Raw genomic sequence first — 17,132 nt, forward strand, 5'->3', positions numbered from 1 at the left:
CAGGCGGCACGCACCAGGGGCATGCAAATGATCGCACTTCTGTTGAGGGCACTGCATTGGGTAGTGCCCTCTTTGCATGTCTGGACGGAAGTGGACACGCCCCGTGGCCCTATGCGCTGGGCGTGCATCACCTGCGGCAAGGAATCGAGAGAGTTGAATTGATCCTCAGTCTTTGCTCTGGCGTTGGTGCACTTGATTACGCCGTAGAGAAACTAACAGGCGCTCGGGTTGCCCTGTATGCCGAAAAGAGCTATTGGCCATCGCTGGTCATGGCTCGACGCTATCCGGATGCTGTGAACCTAGGTGACATCAAGCTAGTTGACTGGCGGGCAGTCGCAGCGCAGCACCCGGAAATAACCATCATTACGGCGGGATTCCCCTGCCAGGACATATCGAACGCAGGGCCACGGGAGGGTATCAATGGTCGACGGTCCGCAGTCTGGAAGTACGTTGCCCGAGCCATTTGCACAATACGACCCCGATACGCATTCTTGGAAAACGTGGCCAGTCTCCGGACACGTGGCCTCGACGTTGTCACGGCCGACCTGGCCGGCGGCGGGTATGACCTCTCATGGACGAGCCTACGCGCGTCCGACGTTGGGGCGGCTCATGCGCGATACCGCTGGTTTGGTATCGCCACTCCTGCCAACCCCAGTAGCGGCGGATAGTGTTCGGGGCCCCGATTATGCCCGCGCCGAACGTAATGGGGCGGGCGACGACTTGGTTACCGCAATCGCGCGACTCTTCCCAACTCCGCTCGCTTCAGCCGGATATCACGGGAGCCCCAATCAACATGGTGCACGCGGTGATTACGCACTCTCGGGCACAGTCGTCAACCTACTTCCCACACCAACGGCGCGGGATTGGAAATCCGGAGCGTCCAACTTGCTGGACGTGAATAGCCGTCCGCTGGCTGAGGTTTCGCTGACGCTACCCAACGCTGAGGCGACACAGGAATGGGCGGAGTTCGAGCCGGCCATCCGTAGATGGGAGCGAGTCACGCGACAACCCGCGCCCCTTCCAACCGAAATCGGGCCCAGGGGTGGCAGACGTCTCTCCGCACGCTTTACCGAGTGGCTTATGGGGTTGCCGCGCGATTGGGTTACAGGGGTGCGCAAACTGGACCGAACGGAACAACTCCGCGCCATCGGCAACGCTCCCGTACCACTTCAAGCCTACAGAGCTTATCGGTATCTCATGAGGGAGATCTCTAAGTGAGTACACCCATGTTCAACCAGCCCGCGAAAGGCGACAAGTTCACGCCGCGGGATCACCCCGAGTGGCTTGGAAAGCTCTTTCTGATCTACCCGGACAGTTGCGCACCTCAGACGTTCAACCGGCCCGACGGGACACAAGACACGTCGGACATCGTTGAAGCCGATGTTGCAATCATCGACCTTATCGACCTGCAGACTGGGCAGCCGACAACGCTTTCCGGCGCCCGCATCGGCGGAAAGGGTATCGTCCCGCAGTTGCGGAAAATGATTGGCTCTATGGTGCTCGGGCGCCTTACGAAACTCCCCTCGCAGGGGCAGAAAGACGGAGCCTATGTGCTCGCCGATTTCACGCCCGACGACGCGCAGATAGCCACCGCGTACGTACAGACGCACCCGCGTACACAGTTCGGGCAGCCGCAGGGACAGGCACAGCCGCAGGGACAGCCAGCACCCCAGGCGCAGGCCCAGGCGCAGCCGACTCAGCCGCAAGGGGCGCAGTACGCCTCTCAGGCGCTGCCATACGACCCGTGGGCAGGGTCCGGCGCCCAGGCGCCCCCGCAGGCCCAGGCGCAGCCGCAGGCGCAGGCGCCGCAGGGTCAGGGCTGGCAGGCGGCGCCCGCGCAGGCCCCCGCAGTTCCCCCCGCAGGGGCCGACCAGGGATCGCCCCTCGCGCAGTGGCTGGCAACCAAGGGTGTGCCGACGCAGGGAATGCAAGACGAACAAATGCGCATGATCGCGTTCACGTTCCCTGACAACCCATTCCGGTGAGCGCCCGCATAAGGCGCTTCGGCGGTTAAGCGATACGGGCCGGATGCCCACATGGGCGGAGAGTCAAAGTCCGGAGCGCGGAAGAAGGTACCCGCGCCTGTCCATGGATGGCTAACCAAGTGGAGTGGATGAAATGCCCCCCAGGCGACGCAAGGCAGCAGAGGAAAACGCAACGGAGGAAGTAGACATGACGCAGCCCGTTACGGCAGAGCCGTACGAGGAAGACCCTGACTGGGACGGAGAAATTGAGGACGCGCCGACGGCCGGCGTGCCGCAGTCGGACGACGACGTAGTGACCGTGCCCAAGCGGCGTGGGCGTGCTCCGCTTCAGCTTCCCGCCGCAGCGAAGCGGTACGAAAAGGCGAAGGAAGCGGTGGCCCGGCTGAGTGCGACGGACGTCACGGCCGAGCGGGAAAAGCTCGCTGCCCGCATAGAGCGGGAAACAGCGCGCCTCGCCGAACTCGACGGACACGACGACCAGGTGAAGGAAGCGCAAGAGGAACTGACAGCGGCAGAGCAGGAATTCAACACCGCGCTGGCCGCAGTGCAGAGCAAGTAAAAACACCGAAGCAACGGGCCACCCTTCCGGCGAGGGGTGGCCCGGTGCTTTTCAACCGTGGGAGAGACATGGACAGGGAAGAACTGCACACACTGATTGATGCGGCCCTCGACTCCATCGGCTGCGACGAATGCAAAGGCGTATTCGCCGACATGATGGGCGCCCAAGCAGTGAGCAATGCGGGCGCACACAACGTCAAGGAATTGACGGACAAGATTTCAGCGGGGGAAATCACCCCGGTAGCGGCGTACGACCGACTGTCAACAGCCATGCGCCCCGTGTACGCCGCGATGGGCATGACCGTTTCGGACGAGGAACACGCACGGCTGCGCAATCTTTTTCTGAGGATCACGACCAGTGGCCTCAACTGAGAGCCGCGCTGCCTACGCGCTACAGGCGCGAGCGCGAGGGTTTCACGTGTTCCCGGTCGAGCCGCACGAGAAAACACCGCACACGCTCTACCCGGATCAGCCGTACACGCTCCGATGGAGCGAGGCAGCAACAAACGACCTGGGGCGAGTGGTCGAGTATTGGGCGCGGTGGCCGAGCGCGAACGTTGGCATAGCGTGCAAACCGTCTGGGCTGTTGGTCGTCGACTGCGACATGCCGAAACGGGAATACCAACTCGCCGACACACGATACGCCGAACTACACGACAGGTTCGGCCCCCTGGTCGACGGAACCGACGTATTCCGGCACCTATGCGAATCGCTCGGGCAAGACTGGGCAGAGACGACAGACACCTACCGCGTATGTACCGGGTCCATGGGTTGCCACTATTACTACTCGTGGCCGGACACCATGAAGCCACCGCGGGCGCCGGAACCGTCACAAGCGAGCATCGTCCGGGGCATCGTTGATATCCGTAGCGGTGGTGGAGAGCGCGGCGGGTACGTGCTCGGCGCGGGAAGCGTCACGACGAAAGGCCCTTACTGGGCGGAGAATTACCGGCCGATTCGGATAGCGCCCCCGTGGCTGGTTGCGTTGTGTCGCGATGACGTCGAGCCTTTCAGGCCCGCGCGCCCCTCGATTCCGTTCAAGCACCCCACGCGCGGGGGCGCCCTGTCCGGTCTGGTCGCCACCGTTGAAGGCGCGCCCCAAGGAAACCGAAATCAGGCGCTGTTGTGGGCGGCGCGCTCGGCGTGCGCAGACGGAACCCCTATGGAGAACGCCATAGAGGAACTGTCCGCCGCTTACACGGCCGTCCACGGTGACGGGGGCGCGAGGCAGGCAGAGCAGACCATTCGGAGCGCCTACCGGCTACAGGGGCGCAAAGCATGAAGACCAGGAAAGGAGAATTCCCGTGGGCGCTCTGACGGTCCTATGGCTGGTCGTGCTCGGCGCATGCGGCGCCCTCGAAACGGTGGCATGGTTCGCCGACCGGCGCGGCAGCAGCCTGTCCATCCAAATATGGGCGTGGTTCGCCTCGACCGACCGGCGCCGCGCCGCCTGGACGCGAGCGCGGCACGTGGCATCACTGGTCGCCATCACGTGGCTAGCGGTCCGCTTCAACACCGCGGGACACATCTGAGGGTCCATCAATTCCGTTGCGCCAACGCGTAGACGAGTGTTGCCATGAGTTGACCGACGGTAACGCCACCCTGCGCGTTGGCGCAGTAAGTGTATGAAGCAATGAAGGAGCAACCCCATACAAGATCATCGACAGATAGTCCGTAGCCGATGCCAGCACACCGCGGCATCGGTTACGAAGTAATGGCAGGGGCGAGGCTCGGCGGTTACACGTCCCTGGACACAGGAGAAGGGGACGGAAAGCACCATGCACATCAACCGCGTGGGTAACCGAATCGTCGTCACCCTGGGCGGGCAGAGATGCATTCTCACGACGCGCCAGGCATTCGAGTTCGTGACCTGTCTCCTAGTCGCCATCGATGAAGCCCGCGAATTCGGAAAATACCTGCGCGGGGAAGTGCCTGAGCCTGACAGGCACAAGCGCAAGAGCTGAACACCGACCAGTGAGGGACCCATCATGGTGCACCCACTTGTCTTGGCTGAACTCAAGTCGCGTGCTGCGGCACTGGAGTTGCAAGCCGAAAAACTCAACTACCGGGTACCTGGGGAATCCCTATCCCTCGCGTCGAGCCGACGGCACATGGAGTGCAACCGCGCTCGCGCGATGGCCCAGGATTACCGCAAACTCATTGAGATAGCGGAAAGTGCCTGAACGCTACTACTGCCCCGCGTGCGGGCAAGTGGCAGGCACGAGCGAACGACACATAGCGCGGGTGCGGGGCAACAAAGTGTGCCCCCACCCGCGCATTTCGTCTCTCAGCCTCATAGTCGGCGAACGGCTCGACCATGCGCGGGAGATATGCCCCGGGGGTCCTATCGACAAAGAGAGGGACCGTGCCCCATAGATGCAGGCACTGCAAACAACCCATTATGTACGCCCCATTGTGGCCCGATGCCCCGCGCTGCCCCCCAACATGGCGGCACGTGCCATCGGGCCTTTTCACGTGCTCTCAGGTCCCGATTGATTGGCCTGGGCGCACATGGCCAAACGCAGAACCGGAGCGCTGCAATGCATCAAGTCATCCCGAGCGGTAGCCACCGCGGGCGCGAAATCTGGTCGTGTGCCTGCGGGCACTCCGTAGCCATCACATGGCCAATGAGGGGCCGACTGTTCACTGTGTCCGTAATCCATGCCGGCGGGCGCCCCTGCCTCGCAGACGAAGAAGGGGGCGAGAATGCCCAGGCGGATTCAGACGGTGTGCGGCGCGGGACTTCACCGGCTGGACAACCCGCGCAACGTCTACATCACGTTCGACAAAGTGAGCGGAAAGCATCGGCGTAAGTGTCGCTCCTGCGCGCTCGCCCGCAAGCGTCGAGCCACCGCCGAGCGCGACCAGGTGCATCCTGCCCGCCGTGAACTGCCCTGGTGGCAACAGCTCGAATGGGTCGGTCCCCACCGCGCCGCAAGCGCGAGCGGTCGAGCCGACAGGCGCAAGCACACAGTGCAGCAATACGCGCCGAGCGGCCACCCGATGGAATACCGGCCGACACCTCAACAACTCGAATATCTCCAGGCACTTGCCGACGGGCTAACGGTGCCCGAAGTGGCCGAGCGGTTGTGTGTGACCCTCAACGCCGTACACAACGGCCTGTATGACCTGAGACGGAAATACGGTGTGCACTCAAACGCTGCCGCAGTCGCCCAGGGCCTCAAGCGCGGCACCATCCGGCCCGACCGGAAAACAGGGAAGGGCCTGCCGCGGAACAACTCGGTACGCACTCACACGCGCTCGATACGGGCCCTGATACGCGGCGAGCGCGCCCCGTACCGGGGCAACGCAGCCGCGCTCGCCCGCGAACTTGACGCGCTGCTGTCCTGGTCGGAAGCGCACGCCGTAAGCGTCCTATGGGGCGCTGATCGGCTCACGTCGCGGGACGTGCCGCAGACACGCAACCAATACCGCAGGCGCATCAAGAAAAGACGGGAGGACACGGCCACATGGAACAAACCTCAGGCCACGAAGTAGCCCCTACCGCACTGGTCTAGGCGACCATTCAAGAGGCCATCGTGTCGGAAGAACCAACCGCCACCGACTTTGAAATATCCGTCCGCCTCGCACTGTCCTGGTTGCTTCAGCCGCGGACGGTTGCGCTGGAAAACCTCGGCGAGGATGCGCAACGCATCGTCACGGCCATATCGGCGCGCGTGCCCGTGCCTGGGCTGGACGATCGGACACAGGCGCTCATCGACGCGCAGCGGCGCGAGGCGGCCGAGGTAGACAAAGCGCGGGAGATAGCGAGCTACAACCGCGCGAAAGAACGCGCTCTAGATATCGAGGAGCAAGACCAGCGCGGGCGCGTCGCACAGCTCGTTGACGCGCTGCTATCCGAAACCCTCACAACGGATGCGCTGGACGACATCGAAGAACTCACGCCCGTAGTTGATGGCCTGATGTACCGGGGCACCGTGGCGCGCATCAACGGAAAACCCGGGGCAATGAAGAGTTTCGTCGCCCTCGACATTGCCGGATCTGTCGGAACGGGCATTTCATGGGCAGGAAAGGAAGTGATTCAAGGTGACGTCATCTACCTAGTGGCCGAGGGTGCCGCAGGCTTCAAAAAGCGGGTTCGCGCCTGGGAGCAAGAACACGGGGGCAAAATGAGTGGCGTGCTATTCCTGCCGCGCCCAATACAAGTGGCGAGCATTGAATGGCTCGTTCTTGAGGAAGCATGCAAACGACTCAGACCCGCTTTGATCATCGTGGACACTCAGGCACGCGCAACCGTCGGCATCGAGGAATCATCGAATGAGCGCATGAGCGTCATATTCAACCGCATTGAGACTCTGGCGAAAGAGGCCAGCGCCTGCGTCTTGCTTATCCACCACACAGGCCACACGGGCGACCATGGGCGCGGCGCATCCACCATGCTCGGCGCAGTCCAGACAGAACTACTCGTCAAGAAAGAGGGCAAGGGGGCAGACAGAGTCATAGTCATACGCATTGACAAGACCAAAGATGACGACGACGGAACAGAGGTACGCATGCTCCCGCGCGTCGTGGCAGTCAACGGCATGACCCGCATGTCCGGCGCCCAGGAAACATCCATCGTGCTCGCCCCCGAAAATTCGGCGGTGTTCGGCATACCTGGGCTAGACCCTGCCGTGTCCGCCGCGGTGCAAATGCTCGACAAACACAACGCACCGATAGACCTGGGGCGAGACCGTATGCGCGCATGGCTGACAGATAGACAGATCAGCATCGGCAACAGCGTTCTGGCGCCCGCGATTTCCTACCGGAAAAAGCGAGACGCGCCACTGCAAAAACCCGACCAGCCTCAAACGCCCCTCGACGCAGCCGACTAGGCGCCGGACCTGTCCGCAGACGCGCGGACAGGTGCCCATTCGACCTGTCCGACTGTCCGCGGACAGTTTTGCCTATCTGCCCAGGTCAGACCTGTCCCGGACAGGTTTTCCAAAACTGTCCGTCGCCTGCCAAAACCTGTCCGTCCGGTCCTCCCCCTTTAGGGGGAGGACAGGTGGGGACAGGACAGCCGGACAGGCAGGAGAAAGGAAGATCGCTTGACGTGTCTCAGTACCTTGTCGACACTCGCCCCACACTGGCCGTGTGCGCTCGCTGCGGCACCTGGGTGCTTACCTGTCTGGTCGGCGGCGCCTGGGCGGGGGTGGACACGGCGCCCCTCAGCCTCGACGCGTTGCGGGCGCTCCTGGTCGCCGGCCGAACCGTCTACCGAGTGGTCGAGTACGCAGGCCGTGCCCAGGCGCTCACCCCCGCGCGCCTGGGCGACGTCGAGCGCGGCGCGCAGCTCCTGGGCGAGCATGCCTGCGGCGGACACCCCATGGACGCTACGGCCGTCCGTCCGGCGCCCCAGGTCCCTCCCTCAGCCCGTGTGAGCGCTACTGGGCCCCAGGGCCCCCGCTCTGCCTCAAAGACGTCTCACACGGGCGCACAGAGCCGCGCTGCTGTGAGCGCTGCGACCCACCCCCGTTCTAGGCCCCGACGCTGCGCACAGTGCCGCAGAACCATCAACAGCGACGAACTTTATTGGGGCGTTGAATGCGGAACCTACATATGGGCAGTGCACGACCAGTGCCCGGAGGATGAGAGGTAATGTCCCGCGACCTAGAACGCATACAGACTCTGGCCGATGAGCTCACACGCGGATTTGATGAGCGTGTGGAATACGACTTGCGATTTACCAACCACACAGACGAGTGCACGGAGAACAACCCTCGCTGGGCTATGTGTCTATGCCCCAGCGTCACAGAGCGGCGCGTTAAGACAGTGCATCACCCACCACTCATAGAACAGTTGCAGAACGCCATAGCCGACCAGACAACAGGACCTGACAATGACGGGCGATCCGGCACACGGGTAGACCCTGGTTTGCCGGGCAACTTCGATGCGCTCGACTTGATACGCGATATCCGGCGCGAACTATCGAGCGCCGTACGCCGAGCGCGCCAAATGCTCGGCTATGACGTACCCCCATCATCCGTCATACGTGGTGCCGTGTGTGGAGGATGCGGGGGCATGCTAAGTCTTCAGAAGAACAAGGCAGTTTGTATCGGCTGGATAGACGAGACGTCGCCATGCGGCACCGAATACACGTGGCAGGAGATAGAGGATTTCCTCAATGAACACCGAAGTTAGGCGGCGCCTAGTCGACACGGAAGCGGCAGTGTGCTGGACGCGTCGCCCCCGAGGCACGCTTTATCGCTGGGCGAGCGAGGGGCGCATTACTCGACACGGCACACGCGGACACTGGGGCGCACGCTGGGACCTAGACGAACTCCCGCGGTATCGGCATCGATGCTCGCCCGAGTGCGCCGAGCGCGGTGCCTGCCCGCCCCTGCCCGCACCACCACCCGCGCGGAAATTCGTCCTTGACCCCGTGGGGGTCAGAGAGTGAAGATGGTCGCACGTCCGGCATGCCCGGACGCAGGGCTAGGGCCCCGGTGATCCTCCCACGGTACCGGGGCCCTTTCTCATGCCCAGGCGATACGGCTACGGGGGGTGAGCGCGATAACCGGACGTAAGGAACTCACGGAATACGCCTACCGACAAGCCCGCGCAAGCGTGCTCGCCGAATCAGACACGTGCATATGGTGCGGGCACGGCGGGGCCGACTCGACGGACCACATCATCCCCGTGAGCAAAGGGGGCGACCCTTATGCGCGGGATAACCTCGCCCCCATTCACGGCGTACGCGGCTGCCCCGTGTGCCTGAGGAAATGTAACAATGAGAAAGGCGCACGCCTGCCCAGCGAATACGGTGACAGGCTCACAACGTCAATCGATTGGTACCGGCGATAGCCGCGCGGCTCGACGTCGGCCACGACCAGGACGCGCCCGAGCACGCCCGCCCCAGGCTTGCGTGAGTGCTGCCACCTTCCTGCCATCCGGGCGCGGCAGGCACGCGAGGCGCAAACGCTCTGGCCTATCGCCATGTGCCCATGTGCACACGAAGCAATAGGTCAGAGTGTTCCGCGCTCCGTCATCTGATTTTTTGGTGAGGGGCCTTCTCAGCCCCACGCCCAACTTTTCTCTTTTTGTGCGAGGCCGATTCCGGGGGGTTGATCATGGGCCCGATCGAAACGGCCATCCGCGCAGACGTCGCAGCACTCGGCGAATTGCTCGGCACGGAAAAGACCCTGGCCGAACTGGCCTACCGAGTGGCGCGGGAACTCGACTTCGGCGGTGGGCCAGAGGGGCGCCAAATGGCCGCGCTCAGTAGGGAATTGCGTCTCGCTCTCCAGCAACTCACGGACGGACACGCGGGGGGCAGCGATGACGTCTTTGGCGACCTGGGCGCCCCCGACTGACTACGCCGAAGAACTGCGCGAGGCGTACGGGCTGGAATGCGCGCCACGGTGGGGCACTCCTCGCAACTGGGCGCGTCCGACGCTGGGCGGTAAGGCAGCGCGCATCATGGAAGCGCTCGGGTGCACTCCGATGCCATGGCAACGCTATGTGCTCGACGTCGCCCTAGAACTCGACCCCGTGACTAAGCGGCTGGTCTATCGCAAGGTGGGTTTGTCGGTCCCCAGGCAACAGGGGAAAACGGAAACCGTGTTGACGGTCATGGTGCATCGCATCATGGCGTGGCCGGGCCAGAACGTCAGCTATACCGCGCAGACGAGAATTGATGCCCGGAAGCGATGGGAAGACGAATTTCTTGCCAAGCTCGACACGTCCAGCCTCAAAGGGAAGTATCACCCGCGAAAAACTACGGGCAATGAGGCGATCATCTGGAAGGCCACTCGCTCACGCCTGGGCATCACCAGCACGACGGAACGAGCGGGGCACGGTCCGCCGCTCGACCTGGGCGTGATTGATGAAGCGTTCGCCCACAAAGACGACCGGGTGGAACAGGCAATGTCCCCTGCGATGCTCACGCGCCCCAATGCGCAACTCTGGTGGGCGAGCGCGGGCGGCACGCAGGACAGTCGCTTTCTCAATGAGAAGCGGAAATCCGGACGTGAACTAATCGAGCGGGCATGGCTAACCGGCGAGTGGCCGAGCGTCTGTTATTTCGAGTGGTACGCACCCGATGATTTGCCTCGCAGTGATCCAGCAACGTGGCGAATGTGCATGCCGGCGCTCGGCCACACAGTCACGGAAGAAACAATCCGCAGCGAGCTTGAATCCCTCGACGAATCCGAGTTTGACCGCGCGTATCTCAACCGCACGAAAACCGCTCGACCGCCCGCAGACCCAAATGTGCCGCGCGAGGAATGGAAGCGCTGCGCGCGTCCGGACTCGAAACCCGTAACAGACCGGTTGGCGTTCGCGGTTGAGGTGTCGGCCCTGCGCGACTGGTCGTCAATCTCGGCAGTGGCTGAGTTGCCAGATGGCGCGGTGCACGTCGAGCTAGTGGACAGGCGCCCCGGTACGGATTGGGTTGCTCCCGCGCTCGCTCGACTACGGGACCTGTGGAACCCCGTAGCGATAGGCATCGACTCAAAGGGGCCTGTTGCCTCTCTCCTGGGCGAGCTTGAGGCGTACGGCATGACACCCCCCGAGGATGCCGACAGGCCCCTACGGGGCGACCTAGCGGTTCTGCGTACCCCTGATGTGGCGGTGGCTTGCGGGCAGATGGCCGACGCCATACGGCGCGGCACCGTCGTGCACATCGACCAGCCGCAACTAACCGGCGCGCTCAATGGCGCCCGCACTCGCCCCCTGGGGGACGCCTGGGCATGGAGCCGCAGCCGTAGCGCGAGCGTCGACATTGCCCCCCTGGTCGCTGCGACCAATGCGCTATGGGCGCTTTTCCGGCGGCGCGATGTTGTCGACCAGGGCGAATACGACGTTTTGGAATCTGTGTTGTAGGGAGCGTAAGGATGTCCCGGTTTACCGCGGCGGTCCGCCGCGCCTTTTCCCGCGTATGGGAGTCGCGGGCGATTACCTCGTTGCCGTGGGTTGCCGGGGGTCCTAGCCCAAGTCAGGTAAGCGCGCAGGCAGCGACTAGCCTTATCCCGCTGTTCGCCTGTTGGCGCATCCTCGCTGACTCGATAGCGAGCCTGCCCATACAGACGTTCATGCGGAACGGGCCAACCCGTGAGCCAAACCAGTACTTGCCTCAATTGCTGTTCCAGCCGGCCGTACGGGACAACCTATTCCAGTGGCTGCATAAGTGCGTGATCAGCCTGTGCGCGAGGGGCAATGCCTACGGCATGATCACCTCTCGCGACGAGTTCGACTATCCCACACGGATTGAATGGCTCTACCCCGATGATGTGTGGGTTGACGAGACGGACCCTGTAAGGCCCAAGTTTTACTACAGGGGTTTCGAGCTACCGCGGGAGGATGTCTTTCACATCCCGTGGGTCGTCATGCCTGGATACGTGGTGGGGCTTTCACCTATCCAAGCTTTCGCCCAGACAATCGGCGTTGGCCTCAGGGCCACCGAGTACGGCCTGAGTTGGTTTGAGAACGGCGGCACTCCGCCCGCCACGATGAAGAACAACGCTAAGACGATCAACCCGGGTGAATCCAAGGAAATCCAGAATCGGCTATCGGCTGCCATGCGCAGTCGTAAGCCGATGGTGTTCGGCAACGATTGGGACTTCTCCGCGCTTCAAGTCAACCCGGAAGAGTCGCAGTTCATCGAAACCATGCGACTCAATGCCACACAGATAGCGGCGATCTACGGTGTTCCTCCGGGGAAAGTCGGGGGCGAGGCGGGCGGCTCTATGACCTACTCGACGGTTGAGCAAGAGTCCATAGATCTGGTCTCCATCACACTCCGCCCGTGGCTGGTGCGCATTGAGTCGGCCCTGTCGGCACAGATTGCCGGACGCGAACAAGCACGTTTCAACAGTGACGCGATGATCCGGACCGACACTCTTACCCGCTATCAGGCATACGGAATGGCGCTTGATCAGGGGTGGTTGTGTGTGGACGACATCAGAGCCATGGAAAACCGCGCGCCCCTGCCGAACGGGGCCGGACAGATCTATAAGCCACTCGTAGACACTCCGCAGCCGCAGGCCACCCGTAGCGCGGAAGCTGACGCGTTCCTTGAATTGCTCATGAGCGAAAGGGGGTTGACCCGCGATGCGTGAGCTTGAGCGCCGGTACACGAAGATTCCGGCCGAGGTACGAGCGACAGACGACGGAAAGCGGATTGCCGGATACGCGGCGGTGTTCCGCAAAGAGTCCTCCAATCTGGGCGGATTCGTGGAGGACATAGACCCAACCGCATTCAACAAGTCCCGCGGGGACGGGTGGCCCGACGTCATGGCGCGTTATAACCATGACGATAATCTTTTGCTTGGCACGGTGGCCGCGGAAACCCTCACACTGACCATTGACGACACCGGCCTAGCCTACGAAGTAACACCCCCGAGCACTCGCGCCGATGTCCTCGAATTGGTCGCCCGTGGCGACGTACAGAAAAGCTCGTTTGCTTTTAGGACCATCGAGGACGACTGGGCGCAGACGACACAGGGGTTCCCTAAGCGCACTCTCCTACGCGTGCAGCTCGTTGACGTAGCCCCCGTGAACGTTCCGGCATACCCGGACACGTCGGCCGGGTTGCGTTCCCTCGCGCGCCGGATGGACGCGCCATATGCCGACGTGCGCGACTTGGCCGAGCGAGACGAACTGCGAAAGCTGTTCTCCCGCACCGACCGGCCGGCCGAACCGCACCGCACAACTCCCCAGCAAGCGCGGGTAACTCTCCTCGCGCTCCGCAACGCACCTCACAACGGGCAGGCGTAAGCCACCCGCAGGCGAGGCGGTAACAGCACCACATCGGGACAGGGCGCAACCCATCCTGCTAACTGAATATCGATGACACCAGGCAGGGCGAAACCCACCTGAATTCCAGAGCGACATAAGGAATCGGTGGGCATAGCCATGTCCCAAATCGTGAAAAGGCTCATGGAGACGCGCCTGCGCGCGTGGAACGAAGCCAAGGAACTTGCGGACCGCGCGGCCGACGAGAAGCGCGCGTTTACCGCGGAGGAAGACCAGAAGTGGGAAGCGCTCAACACCGAAATCAATCGGTGCGATGAGCGAATCAAGGAAGTACAGGAGCAGGAGCAGCGGGCAGAGGAAGCGAGCGCACTTCTCAGCCGCGGAGACCAGCGCGGGAGTAGCCCCAACCCTGCGACTCAGCCGACCGTTTCGGATGAACTCAGGTCCTGGGCGAGGGGCGAGCGCGGGCGCTTTTTCGACGTCGCCCCGAGTGGTCCTGTCGACATGCGTGCCCTCTCTAAGCTCACGGCGCCCGCAGGCTCCGCCACAGTCCCGCAGGGTTTTTACAACAAGCTCATGGCGCATCTGATCGAAAACAGCGCAATTCTGCGGGCGGGCGTAACAGTCCTCAACACGACATCGGGCGAGACAATCCCGGTGCCCAAGACCACCGCCCACAGCACCGGCGCACTCACACCGGAAGCGGGCACTATTCCGACGAGTGAGCCGCAGTTCGGTTCCGTCCCTCTGGGTGCCTACAAGTACGGCACGAAGATTCAGACCAGTACGGAACTTCTGACAGATACCGGTGTCGACCTAGAGGGTTATCTCTCTATGCAGGCAGGGCGAGCGCTCGGCAACGCTTTCGGCGTTCACGCCATTGTCGGCACAGGCACCGCGCAGCCGCGCGGCGTGGTCACGGATGCCACCATGGGCGTTACCGGCGCAACCGGGATCAATGGGGGTTTCGGCGCGCAGACGACTGCGGGGCAGGGCGCGGACTACGTGATTTCCGTATTCCACTCTGTGATTGCTCCGTATCGGCAGTCGGCATCGTGCAATTGGATGATGTCGGACGGGACCGCGGCGACCATTCGCAAGCTCAAGGACTCTACGGGGCAGTACATTTGGCAGCCTGCGCTAGTTGCGGGCGCCCCCGATTTGCTGCTGAGTAAGCCGGTCATTATTGACCCCAACGTTGCCGCGGTTGGGCTCGGCGCAAAGTCTCTGATTTTCGGGGACTTCTCTCAGTACTTCGTGCGCCTCGCAGGTGGTATCCGTTTCGAGCGGAGCGACGATTTCGCTTTTGACTCGGACCTGGTGACTTTCCGGGCGCTCATGCGGGCGGACGGGGCGCTTGTCGACCTTACCGGCGCTATCAAGTATTTCCAGGGCGGCGCCACCTGAGAAGAACGACCGGAGCGAGGGGGCGCCCGCGTGGGGCCCCTCGCTCGTACACCCATATGTGAGAGGCAGTCATGCGAATTCGATTGCTGGGCGACGTGTCCGGCCTGCGCAACGGAAAGCCCTGGCCGAAGCGAGGAACGATCATCACCATTCCCGACGATGAAGGGGATGCGCTTTGCGCTAGCGGCATGGCCGAGCGCGTACAGGGCCGCGCCCCCGTAGAAAAGGCGACACCCCGTAAGGACGACACGGAAATGCGCTAAGGGGGTGGCGTCGTGGCCACCGAATACACGGACCTAGCGACGCTGAAACTCGCCCTCAACAGCACTGACGCCACACGGGACGATTTGCTGACCACAGCGATAGCGGCAGCGTCGCGCGGAATCGACCGCAACACTGGGCGCCGGTTTTGGCTCGACGCTGCCGTAAGTCTCCGCACCTATAACCCCCAGGGTCGGACCGTATGCGGTGAGTCGGGCGAGCTCTTGATTGTGGACGACATCGGGAGTGCTGCGGGTCTGGTCGTGGCAACGGGCAGCGTCGGCGGCGCCTACATGCCTGTTACCGACTACGAGACGCAGCCGGAAAACGCGCTCGCCCGCGGGGAGCCTATAACCGGGTTGCTGCGTTCTGCGGGCACCTGGGGGCGAGGAACGGCACGCGTACAGATAACTGCGCTGTGGGGCTGGCCGGCGGTCCCAGACGAGATAGCGCAGGCAACCGCCATTCAGGCCCTGCGTCTCTATAAGCGCAAGGATTCCCCCGAGGGCATCCTAGGGTCCGCGGAATGGGGCGCTGTCCGCATGGGGCGCGTTGACCCCGACGTTTACGAACTCACCAAGCACTTTGTTCTACCGGGCTTTTGAGGGGGCATCGTGGACATTGCCAGTATCCGCGAACAGCTTGCGTCGGCCGCATCGGCCGTGAGCCTGCCGAATACTTCCCTCACGTGCACCGGATTCATCCCCGATGGCGTCAACGTGCCTTGCTTTTTCATCGCGGATTACACCATCGAATACGACAAGGTCATGAATCGCGCCCTCGACACCATCGCTTTTACGGGGCGCGTCCTGGTCAGTCGAGCCGATGACATGTCGGGACAATCGCTGCTTGACGGAATGCTGTCCGGCGCCGGACCGTCATCCCTCAAAAGCGCCATTGAAGCGGCGCGCGGTCCCGCGGGAAATCCCGCACTCGGCGGATACGCCCATGACCTACGCGTCACACGAGTTCAGGGCCTACGGCTCTACGAGCATGCCGGAACTCAGTACCTGGGCGCGGAACTCAGCATCGACGTGATAGGCGACGGGAGGGCATGAAATGGCGTTCTTGACCCTAACCAATGTCCGATTGTTCGCAGTGGGCTGCGACCTTACCGGCGCATCGAATAAGGCCGAGCTTTCCGCAGAGGTTGAGGAAAAGGACAAGACGACCTACGGGTCTGGGGGTTGGAAGGAAGTAATGGGCGGTCTTGGGTCCGCCGAGATCTCCGCAGAGGGATTCTGGGAGGCGGGCGACCCTAGCCGCGTTGATGACGCGTCGTGGGCGCAGCTCGGCGGTACCGGCCCATGGTCGATCGGCCCAGTGGGCGCGTCCGTGGGCGACGTCGCGTACGTCCTGGGCGCGCTCCGCACTGAATACGGCGCCATGGGCACCGTGGGCGACGTCGCCCCATGGAAGGGCAAGGCAGTGTCCACGTGGCCCCTTGTGCGCGGACAGTGGGCCCACAACCCCGCCACTGCCCGGACGTCGAGCGGGACAGGCCCAGGCGCCAACCTGGGGCCCGTGGCGGCCGGACAGCGGCTCTATGCCTCGCTCCATGTGCTCAGTGCCGCAGGCACTACGCCGACGCTCGACGTCGCCATAGAGAGCGACGACGCAGCCGGTTTCGCGTCGGCCACAACGCAGCTCACGTTCCCTCAAGCAACCGGCATTAGCGGGCAGATCCTGCGGTCGAGCGGCAGCGCCATAACGGATACGTGGTTCCGCCCCAAGTGGACTATCACGGGCACAAGCCCATCTTTTCTATTCGCTATCGCCTACGGCATTAGGTAAAGGGGTGAACTGCGATGGCATTCATGGTTCTTACGTCAGAATATCTTTCCCTCGCCGGCACGGACCTTAGCGCCTACACGAATAAGGCTGAGGTGGGGGTGGAAGTTGAGGAAAAGGACGTCACCACCTATGGGGCGCAGGGATGGAAGGTAGTTATAGGGGGCCTCAAGTCCGGAACCCTTGGGATCGAGTTCAAGCAGGATTTCGCCGCGGGCGCGCTCGACGCCATTCTGTGGCCGCTGCTCGGCGCGGTTGTCGCGTTCGAGGTACGCCCGACGTCGGCCGTAGTCGGAACGAGTAACCCCAAGTGGACGGGCAACGTGCTCGTCAAAGAGCTCAAGCCCATTTCCGGCGGAGTCGGCGATGAAGCAAGTCAGTCCGTGAGCTTCCCGACCAGTGGCGCAGTCACCCGCGCGACGTCCTAATGCC

At 62.9% G+C, this 17,132-nt stretch carries 19 protein-coding genes; all 19 read left to right on the forward strand.

Translation table 11 applies throughout. From position 1 onward, the window contains the following. Positions 1-122 precede the first annotated feature (122 nt). Positions 123-668: a DNA cytosine methyltransferase gene (locus ACWY4P_RS30540; RefSeq protein ID WP_456203666.1), complete on the forward strand. Its 546-nt coding sequence runs from the start codon at positions 123-125 to the stop codon at positions 666-668. A 558-nt stretch (positions 669-1,226) separates the two neighbouring features. Then, positions 1,227-1,985: a hypothetical protein gene (locus ACWY4P_RS30545; RefSeq protein WP_456203667.1), complete on the forward strand. Its 759-nt coding sequence runs from the start codon at positions 1,227-1,229 to the stop codon at positions 1,983-1,985. 187 nt (positions 1,986-2,172) lie between these two features. Then, positions 2,173-2,544 carry a hypothetical protein gene (locus ACWY4P_RS30550; RefSeq protein WP_456203668.1) on the forward strand — a complete coding sequence of 124 codons (372 nt, stop codon included), beginning with the start codon at positions 2,173-2,175 and terminating at the stop codon, positions 2,542-2,544. 68 nt (positions 2,545-2,612) lie between these two features. Then, positions 2,613-2,915, forward strand: a complete 303-nt coding sequence (locus tag ACWY4P_RS30555; RefSeq protein WP_456203669.1) for a hypothetical protein — start codon at positions 2,613-2,615, stop codon at positions 2,913-2,915. A gap of 46 nt (positions 2,916-2,961) precedes the next feature. Further along, positions 2,962-3,825, forward strand: coding sequence for a bifunctional DNA primase/polymerase (locus tag ACWY4P_RS30560; protein ID WP_456203670.1), 864 nt, complete (start codon positions 2,962-2,964; stop codon positions 3,823-3,825). A gap of 22 nt (positions 3,826-3,847) precedes the next feature. Then, a complete protein-coding gene (locus ACWY4P_RS30565) occupies positions 3,848-4,075 on the forward strand; it encodes a hypothetical protein (RefSeq protein ID WP_456203671.1) in 228 nt (75 codons plus the stop codon). Positions 4,076-4,321: 246 nt separating this feature from the next. Further along, a complete protein-coding gene (locus tag ACWY4P_RS30570) occupies positions 4,322-4,507 on the forward strand; it encodes a hypothetical protein (protein WP_358846427.1) in 186 nt (61 codons plus the stop codon). A 742-nt stretch (positions 4,508-5,249) separates the two neighbouring features. Continuing rightward, entirely contained in the window at positions 5,250-6,041 is a 792-nt protein-coding gene (locus tag ACWY4P_RS30575; RefSeq protein WP_456203672.1) for a response regulator transcription factor, read from the forward strand. 41 nt (positions 6,042-6,082) lie between these two features. After that, complete coding sequence (locus ACWY4P_RS30580) at positions 6,083-7,378, forward strand: AAA family ATPase (RefSeq protein ID WP_456203673.1); 1,296 nt, start codon at positions 6,083-6,085, stop codon at positions 7,376-7,378. 2,238 nt (positions 7,379-9,616) lie between these two features. Then, complete coding sequence (locus ACWY4P_RS30585; RefSeq protein WP_456203674.1) at positions 9,617-9,859, forward strand: hypothetical protein; 243 nt, start codon at positions 9,617-9,619, stop codon at positions 9,857-9,859. Further along, complete coding sequence (locus ACWY4P_RS30590) at positions 9,825-11,369, forward strand: terminase large subunit domain-containing protein (RefSeq protein WP_456203675.1); 1,545 nt, start codon at positions 9,825-9,827, stop codon at positions 11,367-11,369. Before ACWY4P_RS30585 ends, ACWY4P_RS30590 begins: the two co-directional genes overlap by 35 nt. A gap of 11 nt (positions 11,370-11,380) precedes the next feature. Next, entirely contained in the window at positions 11,381-12,604 is a 1,224-nt protein-coding gene (locus ACWY4P_RS30595) for a phage portal protein (RefSeq protein WP_456203676.1), read from the forward strand. Next, the gene (locus ACWY4P_RS30600) at positions 12,597-13,262 is read left to right on the forward strand and encodes an HK97 family phage prohead protease (RefSeq protein ID WP_456203678.1); all 666 of its coding nucleotides are present in this window, start codon (positions 12,597-12,599) and stop codon (positions 13,260-13,262) included. Before ACWY4P_RS30595 ends, ACWY4P_RS30600 begins: the two co-directional genes overlap by 8 nt. A gap of 162 nt (positions 13,263-13,424) precedes the next feature. After that, positions 13,425-14,648, forward strand: coding sequence for a phage major capsid protein (locus ACWY4P_RS30605; RefSeq protein ID WP_456203680.1), 1,224 nt, complete (start codon positions 13,425-13,427; stop codon positions 14,646-14,648). A 71-nt stretch (positions 14,649-14,719) separates the two neighbouring features. Beyond that, positions 14,720-14,911, forward strand: coding sequence for a hypothetical protein (locus tag ACWY4P_RS30610; protein ID WP_456203682.1), 192 nt, complete (start codon positions 14,720-14,722; stop codon positions 14,909-14,911). A 12-nt stretch (positions 14,912-14,923) separates the two neighbouring features. Then, positions 14,924-15,514, forward strand: coding sequence for a phage gp6-like head-tail connector protein (locus ACWY4P_RS30615; RefSeq protein ID WP_456203683.1), 591 nt, complete (start codon positions 14,924-14,926; stop codon positions 15,512-15,514). A gap of 9 nt (positions 15,515-15,523) precedes the next feature. Continuing rightward, on the forward strand, positions 15,524-15,967 hold the full coding sequence (locus ACWY4P_RS30620) for a hypothetical protein (RefSeq protein WP_456203684.1): 444 nt from the start codon (positions 15,524-15,526) through the stop codon (positions 15,965-15,967). Between the two features lies 1 nt (position 15,968). Then, positions 15,969-16,703 carry a hypothetical protein gene (locus ACWY4P_RS30625; RefSeq protein WP_456203685.1) on the forward strand — a complete coding sequence of 245 codons (735 nt, stop codon included), beginning with the start codon at positions 15,969-15,971 and terminating at the stop codon, positions 16,701-16,703. A gap of 14 nt (positions 16,704-16,717) precedes the next feature. Beyond that, on the forward strand, positions 16,718-17,128 hold the full coding sequence (locus ACWY4P_RS30630) for a hypothetical protein (RefSeq protein ID WP_456203687.1): 411 nt from the start codon (positions 16,718-16,720) through the stop codon (positions 17,126-17,128). Positions 17,129-17,132: the final 4 nt, after the last annotated feature.

Source organism: Streptomyces sp. LZ34 (assembly GCF_053890475.1).